Source organism: Acinetobacter sp. ANC 5414 (assembly GCF_013004295.1).
Classification (GTDB): domain Bacteria; phylum Pseudomonadota; class Gammaproteobacteria; order Pseudomonadales; family Moraxellaceae; genus Acinetobacter.
Genome location: NZ_JABERM010000032.1, coordinates 84,709 through 101,210, shown reverse-complemented (window position 1 = coordinate 101,210; position 16,502 = coordinate 84,709). Strand labels below are relative to the sequence as shown.

Annotated in this window: 16 protein-coding genes; 13 read left to right on the top strand and 3 right to left on the bottom strand. The window is 42.6% G+C overall.

The window, feature by feature from the left end; translation table 11 throughout:
• Positions 1 to 340: 340 nt before the first annotated feature.
• The 8 genes from HLH18_RS14260 (at position 341) to ychF (ending at position 8,816) form a co-directional block, all read left to right on the top strand.
• Complete coding sequence (locus HLH18_RS14260) at positions 341 to 1,543, top strand: SfnB family sulfur acquisition oxidoreductase (RefSeq protein WP_171547359.1); 1,203 nt, start codon at positions 341 to 343, stop codon at positions 1,541 to 1,543.
• Between the two features lie 12 nt (positions 1,544 to 1,555).
• Positions 1,556 to 2,779: an SfnB family sulfur acquisition oxidoreductase gene (locus tag HLH18_RS14255; RefSeq protein ID WP_171547358.1), complete on the top strand. Its 1,224-nt coding sequence runs from the start codon at positions 1,556 to 1,558 to the stop codon at positions 2,777 to 2,779.
• A complete protein-coding gene (locus HLH18_RS14250) occupies positions 2,779 to 4,203 on the top strand; it encodes an LLM class flavin-dependent oxidoreductase (protein ID WP_171547357.1) in 1,425 nt (474 codons plus the stop codon). The genes HLH18_RS14255 and HLH18_RS14250 overlap by 1 nt, the downstream gene beginning before the upstream one ends.
• 15 nt (positions 4,204 to 4,218) lie before the next feature.
• A complete protein-coding gene (locus tag HLH18_RS14245) occupies positions 4,219 to 5,049 on the top strand; it encodes a MetQ/NlpA family ABC transporter substrate-binding protein (protein ID WP_171547356.1) in 831 nt (276 codons plus the stop codon).
• Between the two features lie 4 nt (positions 5,050 to 5,053).
• A complete protein-coding gene (locus tag HLH18_RS14240) occupies positions 5,054 to 5,890 on the top strand; it encodes a MetQ/NlpA family ABC transporter substrate-binding protein (protein ID WP_171547355.1) in 837 nt (278 codons plus the stop codon).
• 11 nt (positions 5,891 to 5,901) lie between these two features.
• Positions 5,902 to 6,972, top strand: coding sequence for a methionine ABC transporter ATP-binding protein (locus HLH18_RS14235; protein WP_171547354.1), 1,071 nt, complete (start codon positions 5,902 to 5,904; stop codon positions 6,970 to 6,972).
• Positions 6,953 to 7,612 (top strand): methionine ABC transporter permease, encoded by a 660-nt coding sequence (locus tag HLH18_RS14230; RefSeq protein WP_131267831.1) that lies wholly within the window; start codon positions 6,953 to 6,955, stop codon positions 7,610 to 7,612. Before HLH18_RS14235 ends, HLH18_RS14230 begins: the two co-directional genes overlap by 20 nt.
• Positions 7,613 to 7,724: 112 nt before the next feature.
• On the top strand, positions 7,725 to 8,816 hold the full coding sequence (gene ychF / locus HLH18_RS14225; protein WP_171528828.1) for a redox-regulated ATPase YchF: 1,092 nt from the start codon (positions 7,725 to 7,727) through the stop codon (positions 8,814 to 8,816).
• 63 nt (positions 8,817 to 8,879) lie between these two features.
• Here the strand turns inward: ychF and HLH18_RS14220 are convergent, their stop codons facing one another.
• Positions 8,880 to 9,419, bottom strand: coding sequence for an Mpo1 family 2-hydroxy fatty acid dioxygenase (locus HLH18_RS14220; protein WP_171547353.1), 540 nt, complete (start codon positions 9,417 to 9,419; stop codon positions 8,880 to 8,882).
• A gap of 134 nt (positions 9,420 to 9,553) precedes the next feature.
• Between HLH18_RS14220 and HLH18_RS14215 the strand changes: the two genes are divergently transcribed.
• Positions 9,554 to 10,222 (top strand): Crp/Fnr family transcriptional regulator, encoded by a 669-nt coding sequence (locus tag HLH18_RS14215; protein ID WP_171547372.1) that lies wholly within the window; start codon positions 9,554 to 9,556, stop codon positions 10,220 to 10,222.
• A gap of 109 nt (positions 10,223 to 10,331) precedes the next feature.
• On the opposite strand, the gene HLH18_RS14210 is transcribed toward HLH18_RS14215, so the two are convergent.
• Together HLH18_RS14210 and HLH18_RS14205 are read right to left on the bottom strand one after the other, a co-directional pair.
• A complete protein-coding gene (locus tag HLH18_RS14210; RefSeq protein ID WP_171547352.1) occupies positions 10,332 to 10,508 on the bottom strand; it encodes a hypothetical protein in 177 nt (58 codons plus the stop codon).
• 229 nt (positions 10,509 to 10,737) lie between these two features.
• Entirely contained in the window at positions 10,738 to 11,220 is a 483-nt protein-coding gene (locus HLH18_RS14205) for a hypothetical protein (RefSeq protein WP_171547351.1), read from the bottom strand.
• 101 nt (positions 11,221 to 11,321) lie between these two features.
• Here HLH18_RS14205 and HLH18_RS14200 point away from each other — a divergent pair, with 101 nt between their 5' ends.
• From HLH18_RS14200 to glnD, 4 genes are all read left to right on the top strand, one after another.
• The gene (locus tag HLH18_RS14200; RefSeq protein ID WP_171547350.1) at positions 11,322 to 12,077 is read left to right on the top strand and encodes an AzlC family ABC transporter permease; all 756 of its coding nucleotides are present in this window, start codon (positions 11,322 to 11,324) and stop codon (positions 12,075 to 12,077) included.
• On the top strand, positions 12,067 to 12,414 hold the full coding sequence (ygaH, locus tag HLH18_RS14195; RefSeq protein WP_067724177.1) for an L-valine transporter subunit YgaH: 348 nt from the start codon (positions 12,067 to 12,069) through the stop codon (positions 12,412 to 12,414). The genes HLH18_RS14200 and ygaH overlap by 11 nt, the downstream gene beginning before the upstream one ends.
• Before the next feature lie 175 nt (positions 12,415 to 12,589).
• Positions 12,590 to 13,804 (top strand): formate-dependent phosphoribosylglycinamide formyltransferase, encoded by a 1,215-nt coding sequence (purT, locus tag HLH18_RS14190; protein WP_171547349.1) that lies wholly within the window; start codon positions 12,590 to 12,592, stop codon positions 13,802 to 13,804.
• 30 nt (positions 13,805 to 13,834) lie between these two features.
• Positions 13,835 to 16,501 (top strand): [protein-PII] uridylyltransferase, encoded by a 2,667-nt coding sequence (glnD, locus tag HLH18_RS14185; RefSeq protein ID WP_171547348.1) that lies wholly within the window; start codon positions 13,835 to 13,837, stop codon positions 16,499 to 16,501.
• The last annotated feature ends 1 nt before the right edge of the window (position 16,502 follow it).

The window sequence follows — 16,502 nt, the reverse complement described above, 5'->3', positions numbered from 1 at the left end:
ACCATCAACCTTAATCGGATACTTTAGTCACCCTGCCCTAGAAATACAATGGACTTTTTATTCAAAAATCTGGGTACAGAGTCCAATGCTAGATTATTTATTTTTATACATTTTTTTGTCTTGATTATCTTTAAAGCAGATAAACCCATAGATTAAAGTTCAAATATAAACACAGATAAAATTAAATTATGTGGATTTTTAAACACTTAACATATTCAAATTTATAAAAAATCTAGCAGTTTTTATCTTAAAGATGATTTTTCATAAGCTTTGCAAAAGCAATTACTTAATTTTGAATCCAATTACTTGTAGCGTTTTGATATCTATTTAAGGTGTCGTTATGTCTCATTTAATTTCTGACAATGTTCATGTGGTTAAAAATGACCAGGATGCGATTAATGCAGCGTACCAAGTTGCAGATTTTGCTTTGGAAGGTCGTAATGAACGTGATCAAAAACGTCAATTACCGTTTGCTGAAATTGATTTATTCAGTCAAAAAGGCTTAGGCGGAATTCGCATCCCGCAAAATTTTGGTGGTGCCTTTGTGTCCAATAAAACCTTGGCGCATGTTTTTCGCATTTTAAATAAAGCGGATTCAAGTGTTGGACAAATTCCGCAAAACCAGATTGCCCTGCTCAACATGATTAACATCATGGGTACAGAACCACAAAAGACCTTTATTTTTAATGAAATTTTACAAGGAAAACGCTTAGCCAATGGTGGTCCAGAACGTCATACCAAAGACACCAAAACATTAAATACACGTTTAACCATTGAAGATGGTCATTATTTTTTAGAGGGTGAAAAGTTTTATTCTACCGGCAGCAGTTTTGCCCACTGGCTCGCGATTAAAGCCATTCATCCTGAAGGTCATGTGGTTTTAACTATTGTGAATCGTGAAGCTGCCGGTGTTGAAGTCATTGATAACTGGAACGGTTTTGGTCAGCGTACCACTTCAAGTGGCACGGTCAAACTCGACCATGTTGAAGTTGACCCATTTTTAATTTTTGATGAACGCCTACTCGGCAATGCGCCAAACTATCGGGGTGCCTACTCACAGCTTATACAAGTTGCAATTGATGTCGGTATTGCAGAAGCGGCATTTGCCGACACGCTAAGTGCGGTACAGAAAGCACGTCCGATTGTTGATGCCAATGTCGAAAAAGCCAGTTTTGAACATTACACCCTACAAGAAGTCGGTAAATCGAATGTGTTACTGGATGCTGCCATCTTATTACTGGATGAAGCGGCTGAATATTTAGATGAACTGGATCAACTCGATGCCGTGACGGATGAACAAGCAGCTAAAGCCTCGATTCTTGTGGCAGAAGCAAAAATCTATGCCAATGATGCGGCACTGCACATTTCTGAAAAACTACTCGAACTCGGCGGTAGTCGTTCCAGTCTCAGTCAGCACAATCTGGATCAGCATTGGCGCAATGCCCGTGTGCATACCCTGCATGATCCGGTGCGCTGGAAATTGCATGCGCTTGGGAATTATTACCTGAATCATAAACTCCCTGCCCGCCACGCCTGGATTTAAGGAGTAATAAACATGACTTCATATCAAGAACTTAACCAGTCTCAAGCACAACAATTGGCGCATGCACATATTATTCAGTCTGATGCAGAAGCACTGGAAATTGCACACGCGTTAGCAGAACAATTTAAAACCAATGCTGTGCAACGTGATGCTGAACGTCTTCTGCCCTTTGAAGAAATTGAGGCGTACAGCCAATCCGGCTTATGGGCAATTACTGTGCCTAAGCAATATGGTGGCGCAGAGGTTTCAAGCTATACCGTGGCGCAAGTTATCGCCTTAATGAGTGGTGTCGATGGTTCAATTGGACAAATTCCACAAAATCATTTCTATGGTTTAGAAATTTTACGCAATACCGGCTCAGAGCAACAAAAGCAGAAACTGTATGCCGAAGTTTTAAAAGGTGCTCGTTTTGGTAATGCTTTGGCAGAATTTAAAACCAAGAATGCCGCACAAAAGCAAACCGCCATTAGCTCCACTGAACACGGTTTCTTGGTCAATGGTGAAAAGTTTTATTGCACCGGCAGTTTATTTGCTCATCGTATCCCTACCTTGGTGAAAGATGAACATGACCGTGAATTTCTGGCTTTTATTCCTCGTCAAAGTGAAGGCTTAGAATTAGTCGATGACTGGTCTGGTTTTGGACAACGCACCACCGGCAGTGGCACCGTTAAATTTAATAACGTTTTTGTAGAAGCGGAAGATGTTATTCCATTTGATACTGCGTATTTACAACCGACCATTTCCGGCCCATTTGCACAAATTATGCATGCCGCGATTGAAACCGGAATTGCGCGTGCTGCATTTGAAGAAACCCTGAATCGTGTGCGTCAAGCGCGTCCATGGATTGATTCAGGTGTCGACAAAGCCACTGATGATCCGCTCACCCTGTTTGAACTGGGTCGTATTGTTGCCGATGTGCGTGCTTCTGAAGTGTTACTCAAACAGGCAGCGCGTTCTATTGATGCGGCCAAACCTGCACCTACAGCAGAAAATGTTGCCAAAGCCTCTCTCGATGTCGCAAAGGTGCGCGCTCACAGTACTGAAACAGCGTTAAAGGCTTCATCTAAACTGATTGAACTGGCAGGCAGCCGTGGCAGTCAGCGTGAAGATGGTCTGGACCGTTTCTGGCGCAATGCCCGCGTACATACCCTGCATGATGCCTCTCGCTGGAAATATTATTTCATTGCCAATCATGTGTTAAACGGTGTATTGCCACCACGCCGAGGGACATTGTAATGACAACAACCTCAACGCCAAATACAGCAAAGAAAATCCTGCTCAATGCCTTTGACATGAACTGTGTCGGTCATATCAACCATGGCTTATGGACCCATCCACGTGATCAGTCGCATCGCTTTAATGAACTCAGCTACTGGACGGATTTGGCTCAAACTTTAGAACAAGGTCTGTTTGATGGATTGTTCATTGCTGACATTACTGGGGTTTATGATGTCTATCAAAATGACATTGGCCTGACTTTAAAAGAATCAATTCAGTTACCGAGCCATGATCCAACCACCTTGGTTTCAGCTATGGCTGCCGTGACGCAAAATCTAGGTTTTGGAATTACGGTGAACTTAAGCTATGAATCGCCTTACCAGTTTGCACGTCGTTTTGCCAGTCTGGATCATCTGACCCAAGGTCGTATCGGCTGGAATATTGTCACCGGTTATCTAGACAGCGCACAGCGATTAATTGGTGAAAAAGGTTTAAAAGACCACGACCTGCGCTATGAGCAAGCCGAAGAGTTTTTACAGCTTTGTTATAAATTATGGGAAGGTTCCTGGGAAAACGACGCCGTCTTAAAAGACAAGCAAAATCGTATTTTTACTGATCCATCTAAAGTTCATCTAGTACAGCATCAAGGTCAGTTTTATCAAAGCCAGGGTGTATTTCAGGTTTCACCATCGATTCAACGCACCCCGGTTTTATTCCAGGCGGGCGCGTCTCCTCGTGGTTTAGCTTTTGCTACTCAGCATGCAGAAGGCATGTTCATTGGGGGCGATCAACCTAAAAAAATCAAAAAACAGGTCGATCAAATTCGTCAGCAAGCCACCGATCAAGGCCGCAATCCCGAAGACATTAAAATCTTTGTCGGCATTACCGTCGTGACTGCGGAAACCGATGAACTGGCACAGCAGAAGCTGGATGAATATATTGCTTATGCCAGTCCTGAAGCAGGTCTTGCCCATTTCTCCAGTTCAGTCGGTATTGATCTGTCTAAATTTGCCGATGACGAAGCCATTCCCTACCAAAAGACCAACAGTATTGCTTCAGTCAACAATAAGTTTAAAGAACAGAAAATCACTAAAAATGATTTAAAAGCACAGCATGTTCTGGGTGGTCGTTATCCCCTGATTGTCGGCAGTGGCGCAACCGTGGCAGAAAAACTGATTCAGTTAATGGATGAAACAGGGATTGATGGTTTTAACCTGACCCGCACCGTTGCCCCTGAATCGCACCATGACTTTATTCGTTTCGTGATTCCTGAATTACAGCAACGCAGTCGTTATAAAACCGCATATGAACACGGCAGTTTAAGACACAAACTCTTTCAGCAGGGAGATCAGCTTTCAGCTTCTCATCCTGTTCAGCAATTTCGATGTCAAAGCTCCGCCTCAACTTCGAATTCCAACTTAAAGCAAAAACAATCCGCATAAATTTTGAGGTGCAACATGACACAAACAGCGAAAACCAAATTCAGCATTATTGGGGTGATTATTGCCGCCGTGATTATTGGACTGGTGGTCTGGAATCAACAAAAAAAATCCGCTTCTGATGAACTGGTGATTGGCATTAGTCCATCCTTTGCCAAACCGTTACAGGTGGCAGCTACCGAAGCCAAGCAACAAGGTCTAAACGTCAAACTGGTGGAATTTTCTGACTGGAATACACCCAATATCACATTAAACCATGGCGATATTGATGCCAACTTCTTTCAGCACCAACCTTTCCTGGATAATGCGAAAAAAGAAACTGACTTCAAGATCAAGGCATTTGCCAAAGGTGCGGCAACGCATGTGGGTTTGTATTCAAATAAAATCAAAAGTTTTGATGAATTAAAAGACGGCGCTAAAGTCGTGGTTCCAAACGATCCGGTGAATCAGGGACGTGCTCTACTGCTTTTACAACAGGCAAAACTGATCACACTCAAAGATCCGGAAAACTATTTATCTAGTCTGAAAGACATTGCAACCAACACTAAAAAATTACAGTTTGTTGAAGTGGAAGGTCCACAAACCGCACGTGCTATTGATGATGTCGATCTGGCTTTTGGCTACCCGCATTACTTACGTTTGGCGAAAACGGCTGACCCTGAACAAGCCTTGTTATTTGACTCTAACACTGACACACGCTATGCCATCCTGTTTGCCGTGCGTGATGACTACCAGGATAAAAATGACAAGCTGAAAAAGTTTGTCGAGATCTATCAGAACTCTGCAAAAGTGAAACAGGCTTTGGACGCAGATTTCGGTGCCAAACTCTGGTTCCCGGGCTGGAAATAAGATCATGTCAAATACAGTTAAAAACAATACCAAACTTTGGGTTATTACAGCAGTGGTGATTGCGCTTGTGGTCGGGCTGACAGGCTATCGCTGGATCAATAGCAATAAACACAGTGACACACTGAAAATTGGTATTAGCCCACCCTATGCCGAACTTTTAAGAAGTGTGGCTGACGAAGTTAAAGCCCAAGGCATTAATGTCGAACTGATCGAGTTTTCAGACTGGCAAGCTCCCAATGTGGCAGTTCAAAACGGCGATATCGATGCCAACTTTTTTCAGCAAAGTGTGTTCCTGGCCAATGCCGTACATGAAACAGGTTATAACTTACATGCCTTTGGCAAAGGTTCTGGCAGTCATGTCGGTTTGTATTCCAAAAAATATCGTTCACTTAATCAAATTCCAGATCAGGCCAAAGTCGTTGTGCCGAATGATCCTGTGAACTTATCCCGTGGCTTGACCCTATTAGCTCGTGCAGGTTTGCTCACTGTAAAAGATGTCAACAATGAATTGACTACATTGCAGGACATCACCAGCAACCCGAAACAACTCAAGTTAATTGAAGTTGAAGGCCCACAAACAGCACATGCATATAACGAAGCTGACCTGATTATGGGCTTTCCCCATTATTTAAAAATGGCAAAAGTCGCTGATCCAAATTCAGCCCTGTTTATTGACCCAGTGGATAAAAAATATGCCATTTTATTTGTGACGCGTAAAGACTACCCAGATCAAGACCAAAAACTGGCCACCTTTGTCCAAGCATTCCAGAATTCTGCCAAAGTTCGCGAAATTTTGAATGAATATTTTGGGCAAGGCATGTGGTTTGAAGGCTGGAAATAAGGAGAATCACCATGGTGAGTTTTGGTTCACAAATCGATTTTTCAGTGCCGCATATTAAAATCCGGCACTTGAATAAATTTTATGATGTACAGGATAAACAGGTGCATGCCTTAAAGAATATTAATCTCGATATTCCACAAGGCAAGATTTTGGGCATTATTGGTAAAAGTGGCGCAGGTAAATCCTCGCTACTTCGTACCCTAAATGGATTGGAACAGGCCAATGAAGGCAGCATTCATATCCATCAACAGGAAATAGCCACCTTAAATCATCAGGATTTAATTCAGTTGCGCAAGAAAATTGGCATGATTTTCCAGCATTTTAATTTAATGTCCGCCAAAACCGTTTGGGAAAATGTCGCGCTACCGTTAAAAATTTCAAACTTCAACAAGGCAGATATTCAACAACGCGTCAATGAAGTTCTGGAATTGGTGGGACTTGGCGATAAAGCCCAACATTATCCCTCACAGCTTTCGGGCGGGCAAAAACAGCGTGTCGGGATTGCCCGTGCTTTGGTGAGCCATCCAGAAATCTTACTCTGCGATGAAGCGACTTCTGCACTGGATCCTGAAAGCACCTCGGTGGTGCTTTCCCTGCTCAAACAAATCAATCAGAAACTGGGGATTACCATTGTGCTGATTACCCATGAAATGCAGGTGATCCGTGAAATTTGCGATCAGGTGGTAGTAATTGAAAAAGGCGAAATCGTGGAATCCGGACAAGTCTGGTCTGTGTTTTCTAATCCAGAACAGCCGATTACCCAAGAGCTACTCAATCTGGAACAACTGGATTTACCCTTTACGGTTTATCCTGAAAAGGACAATGCGGTTTCACATACTATTTTAAAATTGAAATATGCCAGTGAAGCCAGACATTCCCCTGACCTTGCACAAATTTTAAATCGCTTTGGGCATTCGGTACATCTCTATCAAAGTCACATCGATACCATTCAAAATCATTTGGTTGGCACTTTAATTGTCGGCGTAGCTGATTTAGATATTGATATCCAGCAACTCACGCAACAATTAAAAAACCAGATTGCGCATCTAGAGGTATTGGGCTATGCACGACCAACTCATTGATCTGTTAATTACCGGCACCATCGATACTTTATTGATGGTCGGCGTTTCGGCATTTTTTGCCCTGCTGATTGGTCTGCCGATGGCCGTGATTTTGGTCAATACTTCGGAACACGGTATTTATCCTTCGAAAAGCATTAATCAGTCTTTAGGCTGGATTGTTAATATCACCCGCTCAATTCCCTTCCTGATTTTAATGGTCGCGCTCATTCCACTGACTCGACTCATCGTTGGTACCAGTTATGGGGTATGGGCTGCTGTAGTTCCCCTTACCCTTGCCGCGACACCTTTCTTTGCACGTATTGCCGAAGTCAGTTTGCGTGAAGTCGATCAGGGATTGATCGAGGCTGCACAAGCCATGGGCTGTAACCGCAAACAGATTGTCTGGCATGTGCTTCTACCTGAAGCGCTACCCGGTATTGTGGCAGGATTTACCGTGACTTTAGTCACCATGATCAACTCATCTGCGATTGCCGGTGCCATTGGCGCAGGCGGTTTGGGAGATATTGCCTACCGTTATGGTTATCAGCGTTTTGATATGCAAATCATGTTGGCCGTTATTGTGGTGCTGATTGTTTTAGTCATGCTCATTCAAGCAACGGGCGATACGCTGGCCAACCAACTCGACAAACGTAAAATTTAAAGGATATACGTTTCAGTTGTTTTCAATAAACATGAAAGCCATGACCTGACTTTGTGGTGGCTTTCATGTAAAATCAGCCACAATTTTTAAAGTATACTTTGTGAGTCATTTCATGGGTTTTAATTGCGGTATTGTCGGCTTGCCGAACGTTGGTAAATCTACACTTTTCAATGCATTGACTAAAGCTGCGATTGCTGCAGAAAACTTCCCGTTCTGTACCATTGAGCCAAACACCGGTATCGTTCCTGTACCTGACCTACGCATGGACAAACTTGCGGAAATCGTTAAACCACAACGCGTTGTTCCAACTGCAATGGAATTTGTGGATATTGCAGGTTTAGTTGCGGGCGCATCTAAAGGTGAAGGCTTGGGCAACCAGTTCCTTGCCAACATCCGTGAAACCGATGCAATTGCGCACGTGGTTCGTTGTTTTGAAGATGAAAACGTGATTCACGTAAATGGTAAGATTGACCCGCTAGATGACATCGCAACCATCAACACTGAACTTGCACTGGCTGACCTTGAAGCTGTTGCGAAAGCCATCACCCGTTTAGCAAAATCTGCAAAAAGTGGCGATAAAGAAGCGATTGCCGTTAAAGCAATTTTAGAAAAAATCCAACCATTACTGGATGAAGGTAAACCGGCTCGCGCAGCTGACCTTGATGATGAAGAACGTAAATTGGTGCGTGGTTTTGGTTTAATGACTTTAAAACCAACCATGTACATTGCTAACGTTGCTGAAGACGGTTTTGAAAACAATCCACATTTGGATGCAGTTAAAAAATTAGCCGCTGAAGAAAATGCGATTGTGGTTCCACTATGCAACCAAATTGAAGCAGAAATTTCTTTGCTTGAAGATGAAGACCGTGCTGAATTCCTTGAAGCAATGGGTATGGAAGAACCAGGTCTTAACGTGGTAATCCGTGCAGGCTATTCACTTCTAGGTTTACAAACTTACTTCACCGCAGGTGTACAAGAAGTTCGTGCATGGACAGTTAAAGTAGGCGCAACGGCACCTCAAGCGGCTGGTGTGATTCACACTGACTTCGAAAAAGGCTTCATCCGTGCTGAATGTATCGCGTATGACGATTTCGTCCAATACAATGGCGAAGCTGGCGCGAAAGAAGCCGGTAAATGGCGTTTAGAAGGTAAAACTTATATCGTTCAAGATGGTGATGTTTTACACTTCCGTTTTAATGTTTAATCGTTAAAACGAAAAAAGCCCCGAATGCGTCGGGGCTTTTTTTATGGCTATGCAATCATTTAATTAATGTGAGGTCGCAGAAATATGTTTGTTATCCATTTCAGCGCGTAACACACGTGCATGTTCGAGCATACGTTGCTCAAGGTCTTTACGAAAACCGAGCATGAACACCATTTCCGCCAAAACAAATAATGGACCAATCGCTAAGCCAATAATGTCATCCATAAATGCCGGTTTTTTCTTTTCATAAAAATGCCCCACAAACTGAAATACCCAACCCACCACGAAGATGCCAATACTTAAGCTTAACCAAGCGGCAAGTTGCAGATGGGCAATTTTCAAGGTCAAGGGATAGGCTGCGACCAAAACGATCAACATAATTAAAGCAAAAATTCGATCGAGGCTAAAATAGTAAATACTCGTGACTACGATAATCACTAAGGCTAAGGTCAGCTCTATTCCTGACAACGTAAAGCCTGCTCTTGCGGTTAAACAAAGAATAGCAAAGACAATTAAAGGAATACCCACAAAATGCGTCAAAATGTTTTTGTGGTCTAAATGATAGGCTGCATACTGGCTGAGCAGCTGTTCTAATTTGGTCATGTTGTTCTTCCTTGTTACACTTATTCTTCCACTATATAAAAAAACCAAAGACAAAGTTGTCGGCTAAATGACAACTCGCATTAAAAGGAATTGAAGTGCTCGAGCCCATTTATATTGCTGATTTAGAAAATAACATGTGGTTTTCACAATTACCTTCACTGTTCAAGGAATTCATTGTAAGCCATGCGATGCAACAGCATTTTACGAAGGAACAAGCCATCTTTCATTCAGGTGACCTGTTCAATGGGATCTATGCCGTTTTAGAGGGTGCTGTTCGCTTAGGCTATATTGATATTGCAGGCAAAGAATCTGTGGCGGCGATTGTTGAACCGATTATGTGGTTTGGCGAAATATCACTGGTCGATGCCCAACCTCGCTCGCACGATGCCATCGCCATTCAAAAAAGTCTGATCTTGCATATTCCAAGTCCAGCCATTCAAAAGCTGCTCGCAGCACATCCTGTTTTTTGGTATCACATTGCACAATTGACCAGCCAAAAGTTACGTTTTGCTTTTTTAGAACTGATTTCGATTCAGACTCAAAGCATGACCCAGCGTTTAGCACAACGCTTAATGTTCATCTTAAATGGCTATGGCAATCATTTGATGATTGAAACAAATATCATTCATTTATCGCAAGAACAATTGGCGCAAATGCTGACCTGTTCCAGACAAACCGTAAACCAGGAACTGCAAGCCTTAGAGAAGCAGAATATTTTGCGGCTTTCTTTTCGGAAAATCGAAATTTTGGATCTGGCAGAATTGCATCGAATCGCACATGCATTTCCAATGCCTTTGAATTAAAAATAAGAAATATTCAATCAAGCTATTCAGATCATACTATTGCAGTATTTATCTTATTCAGGCCTCATCGGGCCTATATTGGATTGCACTCATTATTCTTATATATCCATTACGAACGTAATTGGCAAACATTGACGTCATCAAAACCATTGCTACATGGTGCAACTTCATTTTCGCTTTCTGATGTAGATTGGATTGACTGTAATTGTTCTGCTGCAATTGCCACACTACTACAAACACTTAAAGCCGCCACCACACTTATTGATAAAAACACTTTATAAAACATCTTTTTTTACTCCTAATCAGTCAATAAATGGAAGTTGTTTAGATTTTTATCAAAAAAATAACAACATTAATGCGATTTATTATACACATATTATCAATTAATGATAATTATATATATTCATCAAGTTATCACTTTAAAATATTATTGATTCTTTTTAACTATAAATAGAAGTAAACTTCCAAAAATTAGGATGAAAAAAAAACGAGGCCTTTGCCTCGCTTTATCTGCATTAAACCCCTTTCTTTTTCGGGTCAGTATTTCCAAGCGCAGGATGATCAATTGCATCCTTGCACTGTGCTTTATCTCGTTCATAATCTGCTTGCTTTTGTGCAACCGAACTCGATTGATCGATGCTTTCACGCGCCCATATTTCTAAACTGGTCAATGCTTTACGGCAGAGTGCATATTTACCTTCAGTCACCGAATCGGTCATTTTGACATTAATGCGCCAATCGGTGCTTAACTTGCGGGCAGGTTTACGAACCTGTTCTTCAAGCACATCCAGTCGTTTTGCATATACCAAACCATCGACTTGATTCATGAATTTCCAGGCTTCATTGGCATACGTGGTCGCATCATTGCTGAGCTTTGGTGCAGCCTTAATTTCAACTTTCTGCTCGGGTTCTTCAGATGGGTTACCACAAGCCTGCAATGCAAACATACTGCACAGCACAGAAATCATCACTATTACACGTGATTTTAACGCAAACATATCGGCTGCCTATACAAACATTTCGGCACTATGCTAGTGAATTCGGGTAGAATACTCAATCACCATTTTACCCTCATTGTCTAACTCTCCTTAGGTGTGTCGTGTCTGAGCACAAACTCCCTCCAGTACAAGCTGCTGGCTTTTGGCAAGGCGCTAAAGACAGTCAAGCCATTATTTTTACTTATCTTCCAGTTTCTTTTGCCTTCGGTGTTTCTGCCACACAATTTGGCTTTACTCCTTGGGAAGCCCTGTTTTTATCCTGCTCCATGTATGCAGGCGCCAGTCAATTTTTAGTGGTCGCTTTACTCGGTAGTGGTACATCTATCTGGATGACAGCGCTCACGGTGATTGCCCTCGATATTCGTCATCTACTCTATGGTCCCGCGCTGCAAAACCTGATTCAAGATAAATTAAACTTAAAAAAGACCGCAGTTTGGGCTTGGGGTCTGACTGATGAAGTATTTGCTTCCGGGATGATTAAACTGTCGCAACGTCGTCAGGAATGGTCTGAATCCTGGATGTTAGGTGTCAGCCTATTTAGCTGGATGTCATGGGCTTTAGGTTCGTTCTTGGGTGGCTTATTTGCAGATCAGGTCAGCAATTTACCGCAATTCTTACAAGCTGCACTGGATTTCCTGCTTCCTGCACTGTTCTTAAGCTTCCTGCTGGCGGCATTTGAGAAGAAACACACTTTTATCGTCACTGTTTGTTTAATTGTTTCAACCATCGCCTGTTATTTCATTAATTTATCGGCTGCGATTTTCATTGGGATTTTATCCGGTATTTTGGCCGGCTTATTTAAGTACTATGTTTTAAAACAACACGATGATGAATTGGGAGAAGCGCATGAATCTTGAAATTATTCTCGTTGGCATCATCGTGGGAATTGCCAATTTTGCATCACGTTTTGGTCCTTTTTATGTGATTCAAAAACATCAGCAAAACTCGCAAAAGCGTGGCTCGGTTTGGATCAAAATCGCTCTAGGCAGTATCGGCATTGCCGCGATTAGTTCCATGCTGGTGGTTGCAACCCTTCCACCACTGATGGAAACACCAAATAAAAGCTTTGCCATGCTGGTGGGCTTTTTAACCTTAGCCGGACTGTATTTTAAGTTTAAGCAAATCGTGCCTGCAACTTTAACAGCAGCCGTGACTTATGGTTTGATTTATACCTATCTGCCTTTTTCCTTCTAAATTCCTTATTAAAAGTCTCCCCCCTTTTTAAAGGGGAGATTTAGAGGGGATTAAAATTCAAAACACAGATAACTTTATAAATAAAATTGTTAGACAATATCATTATTTTATGTGAAACCAGTCTTAACACCTCAATCAGTTCTGCTATGCTAAAAGCCCATAAAATCAAGCATGGATGATTTACATGAGCGTGACTATTGGTACTCCCCTTCAAGCTTCTGCCTTTAAAGTTTTGCTATTAGGTTCAGGAGAGCTGGGTAAAGAAGTGGTGATTTCGCTACAACGTCTCGGTGTGGAAGTCCATGCAGCAGACCGTTATGATCACGCACCTGCCATGCAAGTTGCCCATTATTCTTATACTTTAAATATGGCAGATGCCGAAGAACTCAAACAACTGATCCAAAAAATTCAGCCCCATCTGATTGTTCCTGAAATTGAAGCCATTGCGACGCAAGTTTTAGTCGAAATTGAACAACAAAATATTGCCACCGTGATTCCATCAGCAAAAGCAGTCAACCTCACCATGAACCGTGAAGGTATTCGTCGTCTTGCGGCTGAAGAGCTGGGTTTACCGACATCTGCCTATCGTTTTGCCGACTCGATTGAGTCTTTCCGTGCGGCTTGCGATGATATTGGCTATCCTAACTTCGTCAAACCGGTGATGTCTTCATCCGGTAAAGGACAATCTCGCGTTAAAAGCTTTGATGAAGTTGATGCCGCTTGGGAATATGCGCAAACTGGCGGTCGTGTAAATCAAGGCAAAGTGATTGTCGAATCACAAATTGATTTCGATTTTGAAATTACCTTACTTACGGTTCGCGCTAAGAATGCTGAAACAGGTGAAATCGAAACCCAATACTGCGACCCGATCGGACATCGTCAAGACGCTGGCGATTACGTCGAAAGCTGGCAGCCTCAAGCCATGACTCCTGCTGCTTTGGAAGAATCGAAACGGATTGCCCATAAAGTAACGGCTGCTTTAGGTGGCTGCGGTATTTTCGGGGTCGAACTGTTTGTCAAAGGTGATAAAGTATGGTTTAGTGAAGTATCACCACGCCCGCATGACACGGGGCTTGTGACACTTGCATCGCAATTCCAGAGTGAATTTGAACTGCATGCACGTGCCATTTTAGGACTGCCAGTCAACACCACACGCCATAGTGTTGCAGCAAGTGCGGTTATTTATGCAGGCGTTGATGATACCAATTTATCTTTTTCTGGCTTAAATCTTGCTTTGTCTAATCCAAACACCGATTTACGCCTTTTTGGTAAACCTGAAGGTTTTAAACGTCGTCGCATGGGGGTTGCAACAGCACGTGCCGAAACAACAGATCAAGCACGTGAACTTGCACTAGAGACAGCGTCTCAAGTCAGTGTTCAACAAAACTAAACTTGTCACCATATTAACGGACTACTGTTCATGATCAATACTTCTCCACTGCTGAATTACGTTAAAAGTAACCATGACATTCAAGCGATCAATCAATGGCGCACAGATGTTGAAAAGCAGCTTCAGGAAGGTTTTGAAAATGGACAGTCGATTCGTGAAGTCATTTCGGCCCGATCCAATTTAATTGATGAAGCATTACAATTTCTCTGGAAACATGCAGAACTCGAGCAGACTGATTTAGGTTTGTTTGCTGTTGGCGGTTATGGTCGTCGGGAAATGTTGCCCTATTCAGATGTCGACATCATGATTTTATCGGAAGATGGAATCAGCCCCGATCAGGAAAAATTGATTTCCACCTTTATCTCATCACTTTGGGATGTGGGTAATTTCAAACCCGGCATTAGTGTACGTACCATTTCCGACTGTGTTGAACAGGCCACGAGCGATTTAACTGTTGCTACGGCTTTAATTGAGTCACGTTTAATTATTGGCAATCAGCATTTAGCCAAATGGCCGCGTCGTATCGTTTCACAAACCTGGACAGACAAGACCTTTTTTGATGCCAAAATGGATGAACAAGCCAGACGCCATGCTCAACACAACAATACTGAAAGCAATCTGGAACCGGATATTAAAAATGCACCGGGTGGTATTCGCGACATCAATCAAATTGGCTGGATTGCGAAACGCCATTTCCGGGTTAATCGTATTTATGACTTGGTACATTTAGGTTTTATTTCCGATTTTGAACTGGGTGTTTTAGAAGAAGCGGAAAGTTTCTTGTGGGAAATTCGCCATCATTTACATCGCTTAACCAAGCGTGATGAAAACCGTTTATTGTTCGATTATCAACGTGATATTGCAGCCCTGTTTGGCTACACCCGTCAAGAACATCAATCGCCAAACTATCCAATCGAACAATTCATGAAGCGTTATTATCGTAGCGCGCAGCAAGTTTCCACATTGAATGAAATGCTGCTGGCTTACTTTAATGAATCGGTCATTACGCCACGTTTGCCCGACTACGAACGCAAAATTGAAGAAATTAACGAAAACTTCAAACTGGTGGATGGCAAACTTGCGGTACAGCATCACAAAATTTTCTCGGAACGCCCCAGCGCAATTTTAGAAATCTTCTATTTATTGGCAAATCGCCCGGAAATTGAAGGGATTCGCGCACGTACCTTACGTCTTCTGATCCTTGCTGCAAAACGCATTGATCAAAATTATCGAGATAATCCCGAACATCAAGCCTTGTTTATGGCCATTATTCGTTCACCGCATCGTCTTTATGACACTCTAGTTGCGATGAAACGCTATAGTGTTTTGGGCAATTATATTCCTGCATTTGGTCAGATTATGGGACTGATGCAATATGATCTGTTCCATATTTATACTGTAGATGCACATACCCTATTATTGCTGCGTAATTTAAATCGCTTTAAAGAACCCGAGTTTGCCAAAGACTTCCCTGTGGTGAGTTCAGTCTTCCAGCGTCTTGCACGTCGCGACATTGTCTATTTGGCCGCTTTATTCCATGACATTGCCAAAGGTCGTGGCGGTGATCACAGTGAACTGGGTGCAGAAGATGCAATCAAGTTCTGTCGCAAACATGGCTTTACCGAGCGTGAATGTAATCTTGTCGCATGGTTGATTCAAAGTCATTTACTGATGTCCATGACGGCGCAGAAGAAAGATATTTCAGACCCAGATGTGGTGCAGGATTTCGCTGAAAAACTCGGTGATATGGAGCATCTGGATTATCTGTATACCTTGACCGTGGCGGACATTAACGCGACCAATCCGAAACTTTGGAATACCTGGCGTGCATCGCTGATGCGTCAGCTTTATACCCATGCACGTGATGTGATTCGTACTGGTCTGGGGCGTCCTGTTGATTATCAAATGCTGATTGAAGATACTAAATTTGCGGCCAGTGAACTGTTGGTGAATGATTTCTCCCTGTACGATGTAGAAACCATTTGGCAGGAACTGGGGGATGAATATTTCATTAAAGAATCGGCAGATGAAATTGCCTGGCATACCCGTGCCATCTTGCAACATGGCAACAATACTGAACCTTTAGTACTCATGCGTGCCCATCGTCAATACGCCCAAGATGCAGTGCAGATCTTTATTTATACGCAAGATCAGCCCAATTTATTTGCCACCACAGTGGCTGTATTTGACCGTATGAATCTTGACGTTCAGGATGCGCGAATTATTACTGCGTCCACTGCATTTAGTTTAGATACTTATGTGGTTCTCGACCGTTTCGGGACTTTACTGACCGACCCGGAACGTGAAAAAACTGTGATTGAGGCATTGGTGGAAGCACTGAGCCACTCAGATAAATATCCTGGTTTAATGCAACGTCGTATTCCACGTCAGTTACGCCATTTCGATATTGAAAATACCGTCGACATCACCCTGAATGCCGCGTTACAGCAAAACATGGTGGAAATAGCAACACTTGACCATCCGGGTTTACTGGCTAAAGTAGGCGGTTTATTTATGATGCAAGGTTTAGATATTCACTCTGCTAGAATTGCAACGCTTGGTGAGCGCGCAGAAGATATTTTCTTTGTCACTAAAAAAGATGGCATTCCGATGTCCGATTCAGAAGCTGAAACTTTTGCTGCACAATTAAAATCAGCACTGGATGAAGCCTCGAATCAAGTCTCTGGCCAACATTAAC

Bases quoted from the DNA above. Each gene is read 5' to 3' on its own strand.
- HLH18_RS14260 (WP_171547359.1), top strand. From the start codon at position 341: ATGTCTCATTTAATTTCTGACAATGTTCATGTGGTTAAAAATGACCAG.
- HLH18_RS14255 (WP_171547358.1), top strand. From the start codon at position 1,556: ATGACTTCATATCAAGAACTTAACCAGTCTCAAGCACAACAATTGGCG.
- HLH18_RS14250 (WP_171547357.1), top strand. From the start codon at position 2,779: ATGACAACAACCTCAACGCCAAATACAGCAAAGAAAATCCTGCTCAAT.
- HLH18_RS14245 (WP_171547356.1), top strand. From the start codon at position 4,219: ATGACACAAACAGCGAAAACCAAATTCAGCATTATTGGGGTGATTATT.
- HLH18_RS14240 (WP_171547355.1), top strand. From the start codon at position 5,054: ATGTCAAATACAGTTAAAAACAATACCAAACTTTGGGTTATTACAGCA.
- HLH18_RS14235 (WP_171547354.1), top strand. From the start codon at position 5,902: ATGGTGAGTTTTGGTTCACAAATCGATTTTTCAGTGCCGCATATTAAA.
- HLH18_RS14230 (WP_131267831.1), top strand. From the start codon at position 6,953: ATGCACGACCAACTCATTGATCTGTTAATTACCGGCACCATCGATACT.
- ychF (WP_171528828.1), top strand. From the start codon at position 7,725: ATGGGTTTTAATTGCGGTATTGTCGGCTTGCCGAACGTTGGTAAATCT.
- HLH18_RS14220 (WP_171547353.1), bottom strand. From the start codon at position 9,419: ATGACCAAATTAGAACAGCTGCTCAGCCAGTATGCAGCCTATCATTTA.
- HLH18_RS14215 (WP_171547372.1), top strand. From the start codon at position 9,554: ATGTGGTTTTCACAATTACCTTCACTGTTCAAGGAATTCATTGTAAGC.
- HLH18_RS14210 (WP_171547352.1), bottom strand. From the start codon at position 10,508: ATGTTTTATAAAGTGTTTTTATCAATAAGTGTGGTGGCGGCTTTAAGT.
- HLH18_RS14205 (WP_171547351.1), bottom strand. From the start codon at position 11,220: ATGTTTGCGTTAAAATCACGTGTAATAGTGATGATTTCTGTGCTGTGC.
- ygaH (WP_067724177.1), top strand. From the start codon at position 12,067: ATGAATCTTGAAATTATTCTCGTTGGCATCATCGTGGGAATTGCCAAT.
- purT (WP_171547349.1), top strand. From the start codon at position 12,590: ATGATTTACATGAGCGTGACTATTGGTACTCCCCTTCAAGCTTCTGCC.
- glnD (WP_171547348.1), top strand. From the start codon at position 13,835: ATGATCAATACTTCTCCACTGCTGAATTACGTTAAAAGTAACCATGAC.